This is a genomic window from Zongyangia acetica (assembly GCF_038739695.1).
GTDB classification, from domain to species: domain Bacteria; phylum Bacillota; class Clostridia; order Oscillospirales; family Ruminococcaceae; genus Zongyangia; species Zongyangia gallinarum.
Genome location: NZ_JBBEWN010000003.1, coordinates 1 through 17,119, shown reverse-complemented (window position 1 = coordinate 17,119; position 17,119 = coordinate 1). Strand labels below are relative to the sequence as shown.

General features: G+C 45.1%; 20 protein-coding genes and 1 tRNA gene. 5 read left to right on the top strand and 16 right to left on the bottom strand.

Features of this window, described 5'->3' with window-relative positions; translation table 11 throughout:
- Nucleotides 1-36 precede the first annotated feature (36 nt).
- The 15 genes from thrC to WGC32_RS03270 all read right to left on the bottom strand — a co-directional run bounded on the left by thrC (nucleotide 37) and on the right by WGC32_RS03270 (nucleotide 13,438).
- Nucleotides 37-1,530, bottom strand: coding sequence for a threonine synthase (thrC, locus tag WGC32_RS03340; RefSeq protein WP_342680687.1), 1,494 nt, complete (start codon nucleotides 1,528-1,530; stop codon nucleotides 37-39).
- 31 nt (nucleotides 1,531-1,561) lie between these two features.
- Entirely contained in the window at nucleotides 1,562-2,500 is a 939-nt protein-coding gene (locus tag WGC32_RS03335; RefSeq protein ID WP_342680686.1) for a dipeptidase, read from the bottom strand.
- Nucleotides 2,487-2,870: a YraN family protein gene (locus tag WGC32_RS03330; protein WP_191481552.1), complete on the bottom strand. Its 384-nt coding sequence runs from the start codon at nucleotides 2,868-2,870 to the stop codon at nucleotides 2,487-2,489. The genes WGC32_RS03335 and WGC32_RS03330 overlap by 14 nt, the downstream gene beginning before the upstream one ends.
- Nucleotides 2,867-3,487, bottom strand: coding sequence for a ribonuclease HII (locus tag WGC32_RS03325; RefSeq protein WP_342680685.1), 621 nt, complete (start codon nucleotides 3,485-3,487; stop codon nucleotides 2,867-2,869). The genes WGC32_RS03330 and WGC32_RS03325 overlap by 4 nt, the downstream gene beginning before the upstream one ends.
- A gap of 15 nt (nucleotides 3,488-3,502) precedes the next feature.
- A complete protein-coding gene (gene ylqF, locus WGC32_RS03320) occupies nucleotides 3,503-4,387 on the bottom strand; it encodes a ribosome biogenesis GTPase YlqF (RefSeq protein ID WP_191481550.1) in 885 nt (294 codons plus the stop codon).
- 13 nt (nucleotides 4,388-4,400) lie between these two features.
- A complete protein-coding gene (gene lepB, locus WGC32_RS03315; protein ID WP_342680684.1) occupies nucleotides 4,401-5,009 on the bottom strand; it encodes a signal peptidase I in 609 nt (202 codons plus the stop codon).
- 86 nt (nucleotides 5,010-5,095) lie between these two features.
- Nucleotides 5,096-5,440, bottom strand: a complete 345-nt coding sequence (rplS, locus tag WGC32_RS03310) for a 50S ribosomal protein L19 (RefSeq protein WP_191481549.1) — start codon at nucleotides 5,438-5,440, stop codon at nucleotides 5,096-5,098.
- Between the two features lie 176 nt (nucleotides 5,441-5,616).
- Complete coding sequence (locus tag WGC32_RS03305) at nucleotides 5,617-6,285, bottom strand: TIGR03936 family radical SAM-associated protein (RefSeq protein WP_191481548.1); 669 nt, start codon at nucleotides 6,283-6,285, stop codon at nucleotides 5,617-5,619.
- Complete coding sequence (locus tag WGC32_RS03300; protein ID WP_342680683.1) at nucleotides 6,269-8,122, bottom strand: TIGR03960 family B12-binding radical SAM protein; 1,854 nt, start codon at nucleotides 8,120-8,122, stop codon at nucleotides 6,269-6,271. Before WGC32_RS03300 ends, WGC32_RS03305 begins: the two co-directional genes overlap by 17 nt.
- A 149-nt stretch (nucleotides 8,123-8,271) precedes the next feature.
- Nucleotides 8,272-8,835, bottom strand: coding sequence for a hypothetical protein (locus WGC32_RS03295; protein ID WP_342680682.1), 564 nt, complete (start codon nucleotides 8,833-8,835; stop codon nucleotides 8,272-8,274).
- A 145-nt stretch (nucleotides 8,836-8,980) separates the two neighbouring features.
- Nucleotides 8,981-9,346: a TIGR04076 family protein gene (locus tag WGC32_RS03290; protein ID WP_342680831.1), complete on the bottom strand. Its 366-nt coding sequence runs from the start codon at nucleotides 9,344-9,346 to the stop codon at nucleotides 8,981-8,983.
- Nucleotides 9,347-9,358: 12 nt separating this feature from the next.
- On the bottom strand, nucleotides 9,359-10,681 hold the full coding sequence (locus WGC32_RS03285) for a pyrimidine-nucleoside phosphorylase (RefSeq protein WP_342680681.1): 1,323 nt from the start codon (nucleotides 10,679-10,681) through the stop codon (nucleotides 9,359-9,361).
- 14 nt (nucleotides 10,682-10,695) lie between these two features.
- Nucleotides 10,696-11,109, bottom strand: a complete 414-nt coding sequence (locus WGC32_RS03280) for a cytidine deaminase (protein WP_342680680.1) — start codon at nucleotides 11,107-11,109, stop codon at nucleotides 10,696-10,698.
- A 46-nt stretch (nucleotides 11,110-11,155) separates the two neighbouring features.
- Nucleotides 11,156-12,322 carry a phosphopentomutase gene (locus tag WGC32_RS03275; RefSeq protein WP_342680679.1) on the bottom strand — a complete coding sequence of 389 codons (1,167 nt, stop codon included), beginning with the start codon at nucleotides 12,320-12,322 and terminating at the stop codon, nucleotides 11,156-11,158.
- 24 nt (nucleotides 12,323-12,346) lie between these two features.
- Complete coding sequence (locus tag WGC32_RS03270; RefSeq protein ID WP_342680678.1) at nucleotides 12,347-13,438, bottom strand: DUF362 domain-containing protein; 1,092 nt, start codon at nucleotides 13,436-13,438, stop codon at nucleotides 12,347-12,349.
- 176 nt (nucleotides 13,439-13,614) lie between these two features.
- Between WGC32_RS03270 and WGC32_RS03265 the strand changes: the two genes are divergently transcribed.
- The 4 genes from WGC32_RS03265 to WGC32_RS03250 all read left to right on the top strand — a co-directional run bounded on the left by WGC32_RS03265 (nucleotide 13,615) and on the right by WGC32_RS03250 (nucleotide 15,653).
- Nucleotides 13,615-13,821 carry a helix-turn-helix domain-containing protein gene (locus WGC32_RS03265; RefSeq protein ID WP_191481599.1) on the top strand — a complete coding sequence of 69 codons (207 nt, stop codon included), beginning with the start codon at nucleotides 13,615-13,617 and terminating at the stop codon, nucleotides 13,819-13,821.
- The gene (locus WGC32_RS03260) at nucleotides 13,815-14,267 is read left to right on the top strand and encodes a hypothetical protein (protein ID WP_342680677.1); all 453 of its coding nucleotides are present in this window, start codon (nucleotides 13,815-13,817) and stop codon (nucleotides 14,265-14,267) included. The genes WGC32_RS03265 and WGC32_RS03260 overlap by 7 nt, the downstream gene beginning before the upstream one ends.
- Before the next feature lie 64 nt (nucleotides 14,268-14,331).
- Nucleotides 14,332-14,532 (top strand): spore germination protein, encoded by a 201-nt coding sequence (locus WGC32_RS03255; RefSeq protein ID WP_342680676.1) that lies wholly within the window; start codon nucleotides 14,332-14,334, stop codon nucleotides 14,530-14,532.
- Nucleotides 14,533-14,642: 110 nt separating this feature from the next.
- Entirely contained in the window at nucleotides 14,643-15,653 is a 1,011-nt protein-coding gene (locus tag WGC32_RS03250) for an aldo/keto reductase (protein WP_342680675.1), read from the top strand.
- A 45-nt stretch (nucleotides 15,654-15,698) separates the two neighbouring features.
- On the opposite strand, the gene WGC32_RS03245 is transcribed toward WGC32_RS03250, so the two are convergent.
- On the bottom strand, nucleotides 15,699-16,448 hold the full coding sequence (locus WGC32_RS03245; protein ID WP_191481598.1) for an SDR family NAD(P)-dependent oxidoreductase: 750 nt from the start codon (nucleotides 16,446-16,448) through the stop codon (nucleotides 15,699-15,701).
- Between the two features lie 192 nt (nucleotides 16,449-16,640).
- On the opposite strand from WGC32_RS03245, the gene WGC32_RS03240 reads away from it, so the two are divergent.
- Nucleotides 16,641-16,733 (top strand) — tRNA-Ser (locus tag WGC32_RS03240).
- Nucleotides 16,734-17,119: the final 386 nt, after the last annotated feature.

The window sequence follows — 17,119 nt, the reverse complement described above, 5'->3', positions numbered from 1 at the left end:
GTTTTCAAAAACGTCCGGCTATCGGGCGTTTTTTGTCTATTGGATATGTAACATTTCCAGAACAATTTGTTCCATATTTTCTCGGGTACAGCATGTGTCAAAACGTGGCTGCTTATCCTTTAATTCTTTCAGTGCCTTGGGGATAGCATAACCAGACACCTGGCTGAGGCGTTCTGCCGTCACAAAATCATTCTTGTCCACCTTTTCCGGAGCAATAGCATCCAGTACGCTGGAAGAGAATTTAAAAGGACTGGCGGTAGACGCGATCACTGTTTTGGTGGCGTCCCCGGTTTCTTTTACATACTGCTCATAAACATTGACGGCTACCGCAGTATGGGTATCGCACAAATAGGAATATTTTTGGAACACTTCATGGATTGTATTTTTAGTTGCTGTGTCATCACAATAGCCACCCCAGAATACCTTCTGAAGCTCTGCTCTCATCTGCGGATCGATGGCATACTTTCCTTCTTCTGTTAATGCCTGCATCCAAGAAGTAAGCGTTTTGTCATCTTTACCGCAAAGATGATACAGCAGCCGCTCCAGGTTACTGGAGATAAGAATATCCATAGAAGGAGAAATCGAGGTATGGAATACCCGATTTTTATCATAGGTGCCGGTACGAATAAAGTCGGTGAGCACATTGTTCTGGTTGGAGGCGCAGATCAGTTTGGCAATGGGAATGCCCATCTCCCGTGCATAATAAGCGGCCAAAATGTTGCCAAAATTCCCGGTAGGAACTACGACATTAATGGGCTCCCCTGCCTTAATCTCTCCATCCGCAATTAAATCACAGTAGGCACTGATATAATAGACAATTTGGGGTACCAGTCTTCCCCAGTTAATAGAGTTGGCGCTGGAAAACATCATACCATGCTTTTCCAGCTTTGCCGCCATGACAGGATCAGTAAATATAGCTTTTACTCCATTTTGAGCGTCGTCAAAATTACCTTCAATGGCGCAAACTGCCACATTTTCCCCAGCTTGGGTAGTCATCTGTAATTTTTGCATAGGACTCACCCCATCCTCTGGATAAAATACCAGGATGGAGGTGTTCTCCACATCTTTAAATCCCTCGAGAGCTGCCTTACCTGTATCACCGGAAGTAGCGACCAAGATGACGATTTTCTTTCCATCTACTACCTTCTTGGCAGAGGTTGTCAGCAAATAAGGAAGTAATTGTAAAGCAACATCCTTAAAAGCACAGGTAGGGCCATGCCATAATTCCAGGAAATAAGTGTTTTCCCCCACCTTGGAGAGAGGGGCAACTTTATCTTCCTCAAATTTCCCCTGATATGCGCCCTGGACACATGCGCCTAACTCCTCATCAGAGAAATCGGTGAGATAGGCGCCAAGAACTTTTTTCGCCCGGGCAATATAATCCATGCCGCACATGTCCTGGATATCCTCTGCGGTCAGGACTGGGATACTTGTAGGAACGAATAAACCTTTATCCTGAGAAATTCCCTGAGAGATAGCCTGCGCTGATGAAACGCGGACACTGGAATTTCTGGTGCTTTGATATTGCATTACTTTTCCCCCTCAAAATCTATGGAAATTTTTATTGCTTTTTGCTTTGCTCATATCTGACAAAAAAGTCGGCTGCATTTTGATAAAAGATTTTATCTACCAGCTTTTCTGGGTATCCTAAACGCAACATTTCCTCATAGAGGCGCGGTATCGCCGTAATATCCGGAAAATCAGCTGGCATATCTGTGCCGTCAAAATCAGAACCTAAGGCTACGACATCTTCGCCGCCTAGGCCAAGAAAGTGATCGATATGTTTTATCATATCACGATAGGATGCCTTCTGGCTATCCCTGTTTAAAAATCCTCTGCTGAAATTGATTCCTACCAAGCATCTCTTTTTGGCCAAAGCGCCAAATTGCATGTCGGTCAGGTTACGGGGATGATCACAAAGGGCCCGAGAGCTAGAATGACTGGCCATAAAGGGGCGAGTAGTACAGTTAATCACGTCATCAAGCCCTGCATCAGAAAGATGGGAAACGTCGACAACAATATCCTGCTGTTCCATTTCCTGTACCGCCTGAAGTCCAAAAGGGGTCAGACCTTTGTTAGATGAGATGCCACAACCTAGTTCATTCTCACCGTTCCAGGTTAATGTAATCATCCGAACCCCGTCCTCGGATAATTGCTGTACCCGATTTAGGTCCCCAGCCAAGACACAACCACCCTCTACAGTGAGAATAGCCGCTTTAGTTGCGGTCTGATCACCTGTAATTTCCGATAAAGACCTTTGCCAGGATATTTCATCTGAGTTTACCATCATCTGCTTCTTAAAATAGTGATAATGCCGTTCGTAATAGGAGATGGCGGCATCACCCCGCTGGTCATCGGGAACAAAGATGGCAAAGCACTGCCTCCACAGACGAATTCCCTTGGTTTTTTCGATGGAAAGATGACCGCTATAATCCGATAGCTCTGTCTTTTTTCGGCAAATTTCGGTAATGGTATCACAGTGCAGATCAAAATATCGCATCAATATCACCAACTTCAAATGCATTTTCAATATACTTGTATCCGATGACCGCACCAGTCTGAGAATGTAATTTTACCTCGAATACATCAAAACGGGGCTGCAACTCTACCCCTGTGGACGAAAGATATTGGATCGCCGTTTTTATCAACCGCCTCTGTTTTTTCACGTCCACGTATTCTCTGGGAAGCGCGATTCCATCCGCCTTGCGTGCTTTGACTTCCACAAAGGCAATAATGCCTTCTTTCTGTACGATTAGGTCGATCTCTCCGTAGCGGGAGTGATAGTTCTGTGCGAGAATCCTATATCCTTTTGCGGCAAGGATGTGCCCGCAAAAATCCTCCCCCAACTTTCCAATATCTCGGCGGCTCATTGTGCTTTTCCCGCAAAATACTTTTTAAGAAAAGTCTTTCGATGTACTGGGGATACCCCATATTCCGAAATTTTTTCATAATGGAGTTTGGTAGGATAGCCTTTATGCTTATCAAAGCAGTACATAGGATACTGCTCATGAAGCTGCTGCATGACTTTGTCTCTTGCCACCTTGGCAAGAATCGAAGCCGCTGCTATACTGGCGGATTTGGCATCACCGCCGACGATACATTCCGTTTTGATAGAAAGCCCTGGATCCCGATTGCCATCAACTAGTACAATATCTGGCACCGTGGAAAGTCCAGATACCGCCCGCTTCATAGCCAGAAAAGTCGCCTGGAGAATATTGATCTCGTCTATTTCCTGTTCACTAGCACTGGCAATACAAAAGGAAATTGCCTGTTCCCTGATAAGCTGGTCGAGTAGTTCGCGCTTTTTGGGGCTCAATTTCTTGGAGTCATTGAGTCCTGGAAGGTCAAAGTGTTCTGGTAGGATCACCGCTGCCGCATATACAGGTCCAGCTAAGGGCCCCCTCCCTGCTTCATCGACCCCACAAATAAGAGAACACCCCTGTTTTTTTGCTTTTTTCTCAGGTGCAAGTATATCAATATCTGCCATAGTGGTGTCCCCTTTCTATGCGGTAGGTGCTTCCAGGGATATACGGCCAATTTTTCCACTGCGAAATTCATCCAGCACCATAATGGCCGCTCGTTCTGTATTGACTTCGCCTCCGGAAATAAGCATTCCTCTCTTTTTGCCAATGAGGGAAAGAAGGTCAAAGCCCGCTAGGTCAGTTACTTCATTTTCTTCGAGACGATAGCGTCCACAGATCATTTGACGGTAGTTTTCATTGAGAAACTCTAGAAGTCTTGCCGCCAAAAGCTCAATATCCATGATATCATCCTTGATGGCTCCGGTGAATGCAAGCTTTTCTCCCACCAAGGGGTCTTCAAACTTAGGCCAGAGCACACCGGGCATGTCGAGCAGATCCAAATTGTTAAGACCTGGGCCGCCATTTACCTTGACCCACTGCTGACTGCGCGTGACACCGGGGCGATCTTCTACCTTGGTCCTTTTGCCTCCAGCCATCCGGTTGATAAAAGAGGACTTTCCCACGTTAGGGATGCCCACCACCATCATGCGGATAGGCTTTCCCACATTTCCCCGGCTCTCCCTTCTGGAAAGCTCATCTGACAGTACCTTACGTAGCATTGGTAAAAACGCCTTGAGCCCTTTCCCACTGCGGCAATCGGCAGCCAAGGCAGCAATCCCTTTGGAAGCATAAAAACTACACCAGGCATTGTTGATGGTCTCATCCGCTGCGTCTGCCTTATTAAGCATAACAATTCTCGGCTTATTTCCAATGAGTTTGTCAATCTCCGGATTGCGGCTGCTTTGGGGAATACGGGCATCTGTCAGCTCAATGACGATATCCACCATCTTCAGGCTATCCCGCATAAGCCGCCGAGTTTTTGCCATATGTCCTGGAAACCACTGAATGGAAGGTGCTTCGATCATAATTTCCTCCTGCTTAATCGATCAATCCGATACTATCCAATGGATAAACCCTGAAAACAGCTTTTCCTAAAATATAACGGGTGTCAATCAGGCCTACTCTCGGATCTCTGCTGTCCATGGATTCATTGCGGTTATCACCCATGCAAAAAACGTAGCCCTCAGGCACCGTTAAGGGGAACTCGGTTCCCTCATCAGTGTAGGTCGCTTCTTTGATATAGGGTTCGTCAATTTCTTCCCCATCAATGTAAACCTTGCCCTGCTCAAAGTCGATGTCGATGGTCTGACCCGCAGTGGCAATGATCCGCTTGACGAGAGGACGATCATCAATGTGATGTTTGGTAACAACTACCACATCTCCATTGCTATATACAGGTATCAAGTTAGACAGAAGGATCCGGTCACCCTCGTATAGTGTCGGCTGCATGGAGATTCCTTCTACACCGACCATGCGCACCACGAAAGTAAAACATAGCACAGCGCAGACAACGCCGGCAACAATGGTCTCCACCCATTCAAAAAAGTTATTGTATTTTCTATTTTTATTTTTTTTCTCTGCTTTTATGATAGACTGCCTTGAAGGTTCCTGATCCTCCATTGGTTCTATGGGCATAAAATCTTCCATGATGAACCTCCAATTCTTTAACAGAATAAGTTTCAGAATAAAGCAAAAAAGGGACAAAAACTGTCCCTTTTTACCGAAAGCATCAATTAGCGAATCTGCTCTTTGACTTTGGCAGCTTTACCCACTCTATCACGCAGATAGAACAGTTTGGCTCTGCGGACACGGCCATGCCGAATGACAGTAACCTTGTCAACATTGGGGGAATGCAGAGGGAAAACTCTCTCAATTCCACAGCCATGAGCAACGCGGCGCACTGTGAAAGTCTCATTGACGCCACCATGCTGACGGGCAATGACAATACCTTCAAAGGCCTGAATTCTTTCTCTCTCGCCCTCTTTGATCTTAACGTCAACACGGACAGTGTCGCCGATTTCAAAGCTGGGCACTTCGGATTTCATACAATCCGCAGCAATGTGTTTCAAAGCATCCATTCGATACTTCCTCCTTATTTTTCAGACATTCATTCGCACCTTGTGCCAGAGGACTGCCCGCTTTAATGTCGCCGGAACAAAATTCCGGGCATCAAACCCCACCGCACAAGATGCGCGGAGGCCACTAAATGCCTATATATGATACCACAAACATTGGGCAAATGCAATAGGTTTTCTCAGCAAAATTCAGCTAAATTCCCAGTAAAGATGCCCGTACGAAGGATATGATACGCCTCCACTTCACAGTGATAGACTTTGCAAAATGCTTCAAAAAGCAGGGTTGGATTGATATTGAGAGTGTTTCCTGCTGGCAATCTTAACTTCAGCAGGAGCTGATCGTTTTCCTCCCCAGTGGAAATCACCTGAACCAAGGGCTTGAGATCCACCTCTTTGATACCTTTCTTGGTCCGTTTTTCTACATTGATCCTTTCCATTGCCATGAGTTTTTCAAACTTAGTCAAAACGTCGTCACAAGAAAAGGCTACCTGGATTTCATAGTCAGCAAAGGAAATTTCTTTTGGATCCATCTGCTGATCAGCTACTTTATGTACCCGAATATCACGGGGCAATGCATCATTGAGGCGCTCCTTGACCTCTTGAAAATCCATCGGTTCCGTCAGGCGTATATCCATAGATTCGCATTCACTTTCATAGCCTAACGCCAACGGCAGTGCAAAGGTCATGTATTGGTGAGGATGAAAGCCTTGGGTGTACCAAATGGGAATACCAGACCTTTTGATACATCTTTGCATACAGCGGGTCAGATCCAGATGAGAGATATATTTTGCATCTCCTTTTTTGGAGAAAAAAATGCGGATATTTTTAAATTCATTTACATTGCCCATTGACACATGGCCCTCCCATCAGCTTATTAGCTCCGCAACCGCTACAGCTTTCTTTGCAGTTGGGCGTCGTCTGTGCTTGATACGCCTTTTTATTCTCACGAATGAGAAAATTTTTGCTCACACCGTAGTCTAAGTGATCCCAAGGCATAATTTCGTTATATTCTCGACGGCGGTTTGCATAAAATGCGGGATCAATGCCACAGGCAGCAAATCCATCCACCCAGGATTGGTAGAGGAAATGTTCATCCCAGCTATCCAAATTGCATCCGTGACGCCATGCGTATTCAATGACATCGCAAAGTCTCCGATCTCCTCTTGCAAGAACTCCCTCCAATACAGAGGTGTTACTTTCATGATAATGCACGGAAATCTTTTTAGATTTCACCGATGCCACCAGATGCTTTTGTTTTTCACGGAGCATTTCTATCGTATCCTGAGGCTCAAATTCAAAGGGGGTAAAAGGCTTAGGAACAAAACATGCAACACTGATCGTTACATTGACGCCCCTCCCCTTGGGCCTGTTGGGCAAGCTGTAAAATAGATCCACCACTTTTTGGGCTGTATCCGCAATAGCGGCTACATCATCCATTGTTTCTGTGGGGAGTCCCAGCATAAAATAGAGTTTTACGTTGGTGTATCCTCCCTCAAAAGCGGTCTGACAGGTTTTCATAATCTGCTCTTCAGTCACATTCTTGTTAATCGCGTCCCGCAACCGCTGGGAACCAGCCTCCGGCGCAAAAGTTAGTCCACTTTTTCTCACCTTGGCAATTTTGTCGAGTAACTCCTTTGAGAAATTGTCGACCCGCAGTGATGGCAGAGACATGCTGACCTTTTCATCCTCAGTCCAGCTGAGCATACTGTTGAGAAGTGGCTCAATTTCAGTGAGGTCACTGGTGCTAAGCGAGGTCAAAGAGATCTCTTCGTAACCAGTACTGGCACAAAGATCACGGGCATTGCGGTCAATCGTTTGATAATGCTTTTCTCGAAACGGACGATAGATAAATCCAGCTTGACAAAACCGACATCCCCGGATGCATCCACGCAGGACCTCAACCATTGCCCGGTCATGGACCGTATCAATAAAAGGTACAACAAATTCTTTCGGATAATAGACCTGATCGATATCTTTGATGATGGCCTTTTCCACCGGCATGGGCGCTCCACCCAAGGAAGTTACCTTCTGGATGGTACCATCTTCATTGTACGAAACATCATAAAGGCTGGGTACATAGGCGCCTTTGATATGGCTGGCTTGCTGCAAAAATTCTTGTTTGGATATTTTCTCCCGCTTTGCGAGCTCATATAGATCGATAAGCTCCAACAGGTTTTCTTCCCCTTCTCCCAAGAGAAAAACGTCAATAAAATCTGCCATAGGCTCTGGATTGCAAACGCAGGGGCCGCCAGCTACCACCAAAGGATAGCTGGCATCACGGTCAGCGCTGCGCACTGGTATCCCTGCCATATGCAGCATATTGAGAACCGTAGTATAGCAAAGCTCATATTGGAGCGTAAATCCAATGATATCAAATTCCCGCAGAGGGTCCTTGCTTTCTAGCGCATACAGGGGAATTTTGTGCAGGAACATCTGCTCCTCCATGTCCAGTTCCGGAGCAAATACACGCTCACACCAATAATTTTCCCTCTCATTGATCAGAGAGTACAGGATCTTCATCCCCAAGTGGGACATTCCCACCTCATAAACATCAGGAAAACAAAAAGCAAATCTAACGTCCACCTTTTCTTTGTCCTTGATGACGGAATTAAGCTCTCCCCCTACATAGCGGCCAGGTTTCTGAACTTTCATCAAAATCTGCTCAATATCCTTATTTACGCTCATAATTCATCCCCATCTATTATAAAATATTTACCCGTTCATTCATTTTGGTAATGCACAACATCGTTTTGATTGTATACAGCATGGCCTATCCATGCAAATTTCAAATTATTATACCACACATCCCACTGTTTCTCAATTTGTATCACGGCTTAAATTTTTTTATTTCGCACCCGTGTTGCCCATTGATACCATGGCTTTCCAAATGTTTTTCTGGCGATTATAGCAAAAGCAATCAGCACAACCACCATCGCACCCATAGCCAATATTGTAAGAATGACCCTGGACTGAACTTCTCTGTCAATCTCATCCGCATTTTCGGCGGCCACTACATTCCCTTCAGCATCAAAATACAGATTTATATGTGTGCCTTCAGACAGCTCCTCTGCTGATAGGTCAATTTCTTCTAACGAAATATAGTAAAGTTCATTTTTCACATAGCGGATCTGGCCATTTTCTATCCGGCCGGTACGTGATTCGTCATAGTCCCCCTGATATCCCACCACTCCGTCCATCGTATATCCAGTTAGGATAAACAAAAGGACAGCGAAGAATAGGACAACGCTAAGAGTAATCCAAAAAGTTCTTAGAAACGCCTTGGCGGCCGATGCTTCCTCTGGTGTTTTACTCGGCTTTTTAACAAGCCAAAAGCCCAGCCGAATGATACCGAGTCCTTGTATTGCGTTGATTTTCAGCGCGCTATCATTCAAATCCATAGACTTTATATCCTCCCTCTGGGCTTATTGATATTTTTTTCTGATTTTTAAGGGGATTGGCTATAATCAAGGAGCAGCTATTGGCTGCTCCTTGATTATAGCTCTTTCACTTTTACAGTCTGGAATTTTGTTCTATTGGCCAATTTTAGACAGGATCAAAAAATTTCCCTTTATAAAAATTCAGATTTCCTAGTTTTTTTGCTGTTAATCTGAACATTACACAGCCATCAGGACATACAACATCCTTGCTATACTGACTGGAGCCACCGATATTTTCTAAATCTCCACCGCTTCTGACCGCTTCCATGATAGGATACAGTATCATCATGACCTTTGAGCAGATTCCCAGTCCGTCTTCATTGACTGGGCAGCCATAGGTGCAGGTATATTTATCTCCTATTTCCTCCCCATTACGGCAATACCGCTCTGTATGATCACTGCGAAGAAAGCCGGTTACCTCGATCTCAAACTCGTATTCCTCGTTATACCATTTTTTATACTTATCCTCCAGATTTGCAGCTTATCAGACGTATTCGACACCTTTGGTGGTAACCCTGCCGATAATTAGCTTTTGGGTCATTGGCGGATGATCTGAAATCTCCACCGCCTGTAAATAGGCCTTTTGGGCATCGGGTAGAAGGCACGGATCCGAAGTGTACAGTCGCGCAATGGGCTCTCCTAGTTTAACCACATCGCCTGTTTTTTTGATAAGTTCAATTCCAGCGCTATGGTCGATAAGGCTCTCCTTTGTTGCTCTTCCTGCCCCTAGAAGCATAGAAGCTATGCCGCATTGAGCCGCATCCATGTGGGTGATATAGCCTCCTGCCGGCGCTGGTACTTCATGACATACCCTTGCCTTTTCAAAGGTTTCAGGGTAATCAATCACTCCAATATCTCCACCCTGCGCGGATATCATATCTTTTAATTTTTGATAAGCACTGCCGTTTTGGAGCGCTTGTCTGGCCATTTTTCGGCACTGACTGATTTCGCCTTTTCCGGCAAGGAAGATCATATTGGCGGCAAGTTCTAGGCAGATAGAGGTTAAATCTTCAGGGCCCTTGCCCTGCAATGTGTGTATCGCTTCAATAACCTCCAGAGAATTGCCGATGGCATGACCCAGAGGAACGTCCATATTGGTAATAAGTGCTGCTGTATGGCGCCCGACCTTTTCACCTATGCGCACCATAATTTCAGCCAACTTGACAGCATCCTCCAGCTTTTTCATAAAAGCGCCGCTGCCCGTCTTTACATCCAGAAGGATACAATCACTACCGGCGGCAATCTTTTTAGACATGATGCTTCCAGCAATCAGCGGAATGCTATCTACTGTTGCTGTTACATCCCGAAGCGCATAGATTTTTTTATCCGCTGGGGCGAGATTTCCTGACTGTCCAATGACACAAATTCCAGTCTCACCGGCAATTTTCATGAATTCTTCCCGTGGGATTTCTGTGCGAAATCCCGGAATGGACTCCAATTTATCCACCGTGCCTCCGGTAAAGCCAAGGCCACGGCCGCTCATTTTGGCAATGGTTACCCCGCAGGCAGCTGCAATAGGGGCAGCAATCAAGGTGGTTTTATCCCCCACACCACCTGTAGAATGCTTATCCACCTTAACGCCGGGAATTTCGGACAAATCCACCATATCACCGGAACCAGCCATAACCGCAGTCATATCTGAAATTTCTTCCTCATCCATTCCCCGGTAATATACCGCCATAAGAAAGGCGGACATTTGATAATCCGGTATTTCACCTTGAGTAAACCCCAAAAAAATGGTTTCTATTTCCTTTTTAGAAAGCTTTCCGCCATCTCGCTTTTTCTCGATGAGGTCTACCATCCGCACAGCAGTTTCCCCCTTTACTTCATTTGATCTCCAAATGCTTTGGGAAGTAATTCGCTTAATTTATATTCTTGATAATCATCCTCACTTTTAGCGACAATGATATGAAGGTTCGGCCCACCCAATTCCCAGAGGACCTGGCGGCATACTCCACAAGGAAATGCATACGTTTCAAAAGGAAGCGGATGCGCCTCATAACCGCCGACTACTGCGATAGCGGTAAATTTTCTTTCTCCTTGGGCAATGGCAGAATAAACTGCGGTACGTTCCGCACAATTGCCCGCCCCATAAGAAGCGTTTTCCACATTACAACCATGATAAACCTTGCCATTCTCCCCTAGAAGCGCAGCGCCTACCGCAAAATGGGAATAGGGACAATAAGCTTTTTTTCTTGCCAGAATAGCTTCGTGAATGAGTTCAGTTCGATACATGACAAACTCCCTTCTGCTGTCTTCTCGTCTAGGCAGCGTCTATTTATTATTTCTTGCGCACTAAATTCCACAAAGATTTTCCAGGAAGATTATTTTCAATCTTCAGCGCATGAAGCACTGTTTTTCCGATATCGGCAAAGGTTTCCCTCGTACCTAGATTAATAGGGTAAACCATTGGACCTGTGAGCATCAATGGTACATATTCCCGGGAGTGATCTGTACTTTCGGTGCCTGGATCACATCCGTGATCAGCGGTGATCATCAACAGATCGTCCCCACGCAGCCGGGGCAGAAGCTTTCCCAGCTGCCGATCAAATGCGCTCAGGGCCGCAGCATAACCATCTACATCATTTCGATGTCCATATATCATATCAAAATCCACAAGATTGACAAAACAAAAACCGTCAAAATCCCGTTTTTCTGCGATAGCCAGGACCTTTTCCATTCCCTCATCATTATTAACCGTATGAATGGACTCTGTTATCCCCTGCCCGGCAAAAATATCATGAATTTTTCCCACGGCAATAACATCTTTTCCCGCATCACTGAGAAAATCTAACGTCGTCTTCCCGGGCGGGGCTAAGGAAAAATCACGTCGATGGGCTGTTCGCCAAAAATCAGGATAGGTACCTTGAAATGGCCTTGCAATGATCCGGCCGACACCATGTTCCCCCTGCATGATCTGCCGGGCAATCCGACAATATTCATAGAGCTCCTCAACCGGGATAATCCCTTCATGAGCGGCGATTTGCAGTACGCTGTCTGCCGAGGTATAGACAATCAACTTCCCTGTTTTTAGATGCTCCTGCCCGTAATCATGGATGACCGCTGTTCCGGAATAAGGCTGATTGCATAGGATTCCTCTGCCCCAGGATTTCTCCAGACTTTGAATCACCTCGGGCGGGAAGCCCTTAGGATAGGTTGGCATGGGATGGGGAGAAATAATCCCCATCATCTCCCAATGGCCTGTGGTGGTATCCTTTCCCTTGGAAGCTTCAGAAAGCCTGGCAAAAGCCCCTTCTGGTGCCACTGTCCTTTCCATTGGAGCTACGCCATCGATTTGGAAAATACCTAGTCTCTCCAAAATCGGTACATGAAATTTGGGAGAGCGCCGGATTGTTCCCAGCGTATTGCTTCCAATATCTCCGTAGGATGCCGCGTCCGGCATCTCCCCTATCCCCATACTGTCAAGGACGATGCAAAACACTCTCATAAAATAACCCTTCTGTACTTCCTGTTAGATAAACTGATCCTCTAACATTTTGACAATATCAATGGCCTTGGGCGGGCATCCAATGACGCATTTATCGCAGCCTTTGGCGCAGACACCGACACCAATTCCGCCGGGCTGTTGGCCTCGGAAACCCTGTCCTATATGAATTTTTCCCTGAATATTTCGCAGCATGCCACGATCCTCCATTCGGGTCAAGGCATGAATTAAGCTTCCGTAACAGGCGGAACAGGCATCATTTTCATCAATATATTTGGCGAGAGCCCGTGCCCTTCTGGAAGAAGTGAGTTTGGCCCCTGTATGGTCGGTGTTAAGCTCCACGATATGGGCCTTTTCCACCTCCATGCTGCCTACACCCAGTTCAGCGGCCATAGCAATATAGGGAATTTCACTGATTTCATATCCCATGAGCTGAGCCACATAGGCATCCACCAGAACGCTGTCTTTGGCGAGAAGAATCCGATTCATTTCCACTGGATTTCCTCCCTCTTCAAAGTCCAAATCGCCCCGCAGCCCGTCGACCAATACAAGATCTGCACAACGCACTTTATTGAGGCAGGCAATGGGCTTATGAAGTCCCATGGTATGAAATTTTCTCTTTTCCCGGTCTGTAATGCAGCCCTTCATATTCTTGAGCGCGCAGGTCATCCCTGTTTGGCAATGCCCTTTGAGCACTGGAAGGTTGATAAGATAATCCACATGATAGGGCGTATCACAGTACTCGATCCCCAATCCCCCTGCCTTGTGCACGGTAGAAGAGTCGCGTTTTAAATCCTTAAGTGGCACATGATATTTGCGGGAAATATCCTCGTATCCACATACCCGGAAAGCACGGCTGGTGTCATCACCAACCCAGGAGCTTTCCATAATGGTGATCTTGTCATAGCCGTGTTCTTGAAGATATTCGATGATGGCTTCAACAATTTCTGGAGAAGTGGTAGCACCGGTTTCCGCCCCTTTGGAAACCACCAGGTTGGGCTTCAATCCAATCATCGCCCCTTGCGGGATTTCAGATATAATATCGGATTTTTCCAAAAGTTCCTTTACCATGGATTTTGGTTTTTTCCCATAAATGACATAAATATCCTCGATCTGCATGGCAAACGCCCCCCTTTGTTTTTCTACCCTCATTGTATCCGCTTATTAGCTGTTTTTCAACCTATATTTTTTCTTGATGTAAAGTTTACTTGACATAGCACAAAGGTTTGTTTATAATGGACGTAAAGTTAACTTTACATCAAAATAACGCACGTGCAAAAGGGGGAAATATCCCGTTGAAAAACCGCATTGCCGCGCTCCGAGAGGAGCACGGTCTTACCCAACAACAGCTGGCCACTATGGTGGAAACCTCTCGCCAAACCATCATTTCCTTAGAAAGCGGGAAATATAATCCCTCCATCCTCTTGGCCCACAAAATTGCCAAAACATTTAGCCTAACAATTGAAGAAGTCTTTCTGTTTGAGGAGGAATCGTTATGCTGATTAAGCAAGCCAAGACCATCCGGTTGCGTGTTATTTATTCTATCATTGCTCTGATTATCGGGCTGAGCGTCTTTTCCATTGGTCTCTATACTACAATTCATGGTGGAGGCCAAAGCAGTCAATTTGACTTTGCCAGCGGTTTTCTCTTAGGAGGCGGCGGCAGCGTGGCTCTGGTAGGTGCTTTTCTTTTGATACAAATCTTGTTACTCCTGCGAAATCCACAGAAGCTGCAGCAATTTCAAATTGACGAAAACGATGAGCGTCGGCAAACCATCATGGAGAAAACATGCAAATGGACCTTTGTTATTTTTGTTCTAGGCATTACCCTTGCCAGCTTGATATTTGCCATGATGAACTTCACTGTTCTCATCACCCTGATTTGCTGCCTCTGGACCGCTGCTATCCTCTTTGCTATCATCTACTTTTTCATGAGTCGAAGAATGTGAAAAAAGAAACCGTGGACAGAATCTGTCCACGGTTTCTTTTCGCAAATCATATGCCTTAAAGTTTATGAGGATGATCACCCTTGTTCTCACCTTTTTCTTCGACCTCTATGGATATATTGCCGGGATACTGCTGCTTATTTTTTCCATTGCTTTCCATAAGACAATCTCCGGGAAAAGTTATCTCTATCCATTGATTCCATTTAACCCAAAGGCGTTTAAAAAGCTTTTTATCCGTAATCGTTTACGCCAAGGCTACCATCTTTAAGATATTCTGTCAGATCGCTTCTTTTTCTTGTAAAAACTTGTACAATCTTTTCTATTTGATTATAATGGGAATGGGATATTCCCGACTCCTATAAAAAGAGGCGAAAAATTATGCCAAAGGTTACATTGGGAAAAACTGGAATTACCGTAGATAAGAATGGATTTGGTGCTCTTCCAATCCAACGGGTTTCCTTTGATGAAGCAAAAAAGCTGCTTCGGAAGGCATATGAGGGAGGAATGACCTTCTTTGATACTGCCCGCAGCTACTCGGACAGCGAGGAAAAAATTGGATATGCCATGAGTGATGTGCGTCATCATATCTTTTTGGCCTCTAAAACACCTTCTAAGGATGGAGATGGATTCTGGAAAGATCTAGACACATCACTTCGGATGATGAAAACTGATTACATTGATATTTATCAGTTCCATAACCCAGATTTTTGCCCAAAGCCTGGGGACGGAACGGGATTATATGAGGCCGCATTAGAAGCGAAAAAACAGGGGAAAATTCGCTTTATCGGCATAACCAATCACCGTCTCCACATAGCAAAAGAAGCCATTGCGTCAGGGCTTTATGACACTATGCAGTTTCCTTTCTGTTACTTGGCAACCGAAAAAGATCTGGAAATTGTTAATCTTTGCAAAGAAAAGCAAATGGGCTTTATTGCTATGAAAGCCCTTTCTGGGGGGCTCATTACCAATGCGAGAGCCGCTGCCGCTTTTATCGGACAATATGACCATGTTCTCCCCATCTGGGGGATACAGCGAGAAAAGGAATTGGATGAATTTCTTTCCTTTGTGGATAATCCACCACAGATGACGGAGGAAATTGCTGCTTTGATCTCCAAAGACAAAAAAGATCTTTCCGGCAATTTCTGCCGCGGATGCGGTTATTGTCTCCCCTGCCCCGCACAGATTGAGATTCCCAACAGCGCTCGCATGTCCCTTCTGTTGCGCCGGATGCCTTCCGCTCCCTATCTGACTCCAGAGTGGCAGGAAAAAATGTCCCGCATTGAAAACTGCATTCATTGCAATCATTGTTCTGACCACTGTCCTTACGGGCTTGATACGCCAAAATTGCTCAGGGAAAACTGGGAAGATTATCAAACATTCCTTAAATAGAATGGAAGGAATCACCGTGTCCATGGACACGGTGATTCCTTTTGCCTAATTTTTTCTTTTCTGCATATGATATGCTAACTTTGTGACAATGTTGTCCGGTAAAAATCGCTGAGAAAACTTGGAGGCCTTCATTAGTTTCCCCGGAATAATCACACCTTTACGCCGGAACATCTGGGCCAACCCGTAGGATGCAACTTCCCTGCTTGTGAGACTGGGCACGGCAAACTTAACATGCGCTTTATCACTAAATTCTGTATGAAATGGCCCTGGACACAGGGCTCCAATATAGACTTTACTGTGTTTTCGCCGCAGCTCCTCACGGATTGCTTGGGTTAAGCGGAGTACATATGCTTTACTTGCATAATAACACGCCATCAAGGGGCCTGGTTGGAATGCCGCTGAGGAGGCTACATTCAGGATATAGCCTTTATCCCTTTGAAGAAAATCCCGCAAGAAAAGCTTGGTCAAAATGTGTACCGCCCGAATATTGGTTTGGATCATAGAAAGTTCTGTCTCCAAATCAGTTTGAGCAAAATCGCCGCACAAACCAAAGCCAGCATTATTGATCAGAATTTGAATGGGTTCATGTTTGACCTTCTCGTAAAGGATATAACAATTTCGCTTTTTTGCAAGATCGAGGCATAGAATTTCTACGTTACATGGCAACTCTCTTTTCAGAGCTTCCAAGCGGTCTTGACGTCGAGCTACCAAAATTAAATCATACCCACGAGCCGCTAAAAGCTTTGCCATATCCCGGCCAAGTCCAGAGCTTGCTCCCGTAATTAACGCGGTCATTTTGATCCACCCCTCTTGAGTTTTGCTATAGCTATTATAATCCAGATTTAAGAAATTTAAGTGAACTGTACGCTTTTTTCATGAAATTTTGTAAAAAATAATATAAATAAAATTTTATGAAATTTCTGGTTGACAAATAAAAGCTGCTGTCGTATAATAATTAAGCGTCCTGTAGAAAAAGTAAAAAGATAAGGAGAAGTCGCCTAGCCCGGTTTATGGCGCACGACTGGAAATCGTGTAAGCGTTGATAGCGCTTCGAGGGTTCGAATCCCTCCTTCTCCGCCAAAAGCATGGCTCTGTAGGAATATTCTACGGAGCCTGTTTTTATGCGAAAAACCGCATGTCTATGCGAAAAAATCAAGTTTTTTATTCGTTTTCTGAGTGCCATAGAATGACACTAAGTAACATAATTTTACGCATCGTAATACACAGAAAATACACAGCAGAACTATAAAAAAGTCAAAAAATTTAAAAAAAAATTTGACAACAATTTCATTTTGTGATAATATGGCAGCCATAAGAACAAAGGCGTTCAAAAAACGCTTTTGTTCTTTTTTTATTATGCTTTAGCAAAGAAGCCCCAGCGGTAAGTCGCTGGGGCTTCAAAAACCGCCGGCTATGCCGGTGGGAGTTTAGAGCTTAAGCAAGAAGCAACGTCCAAGCTGCTATAA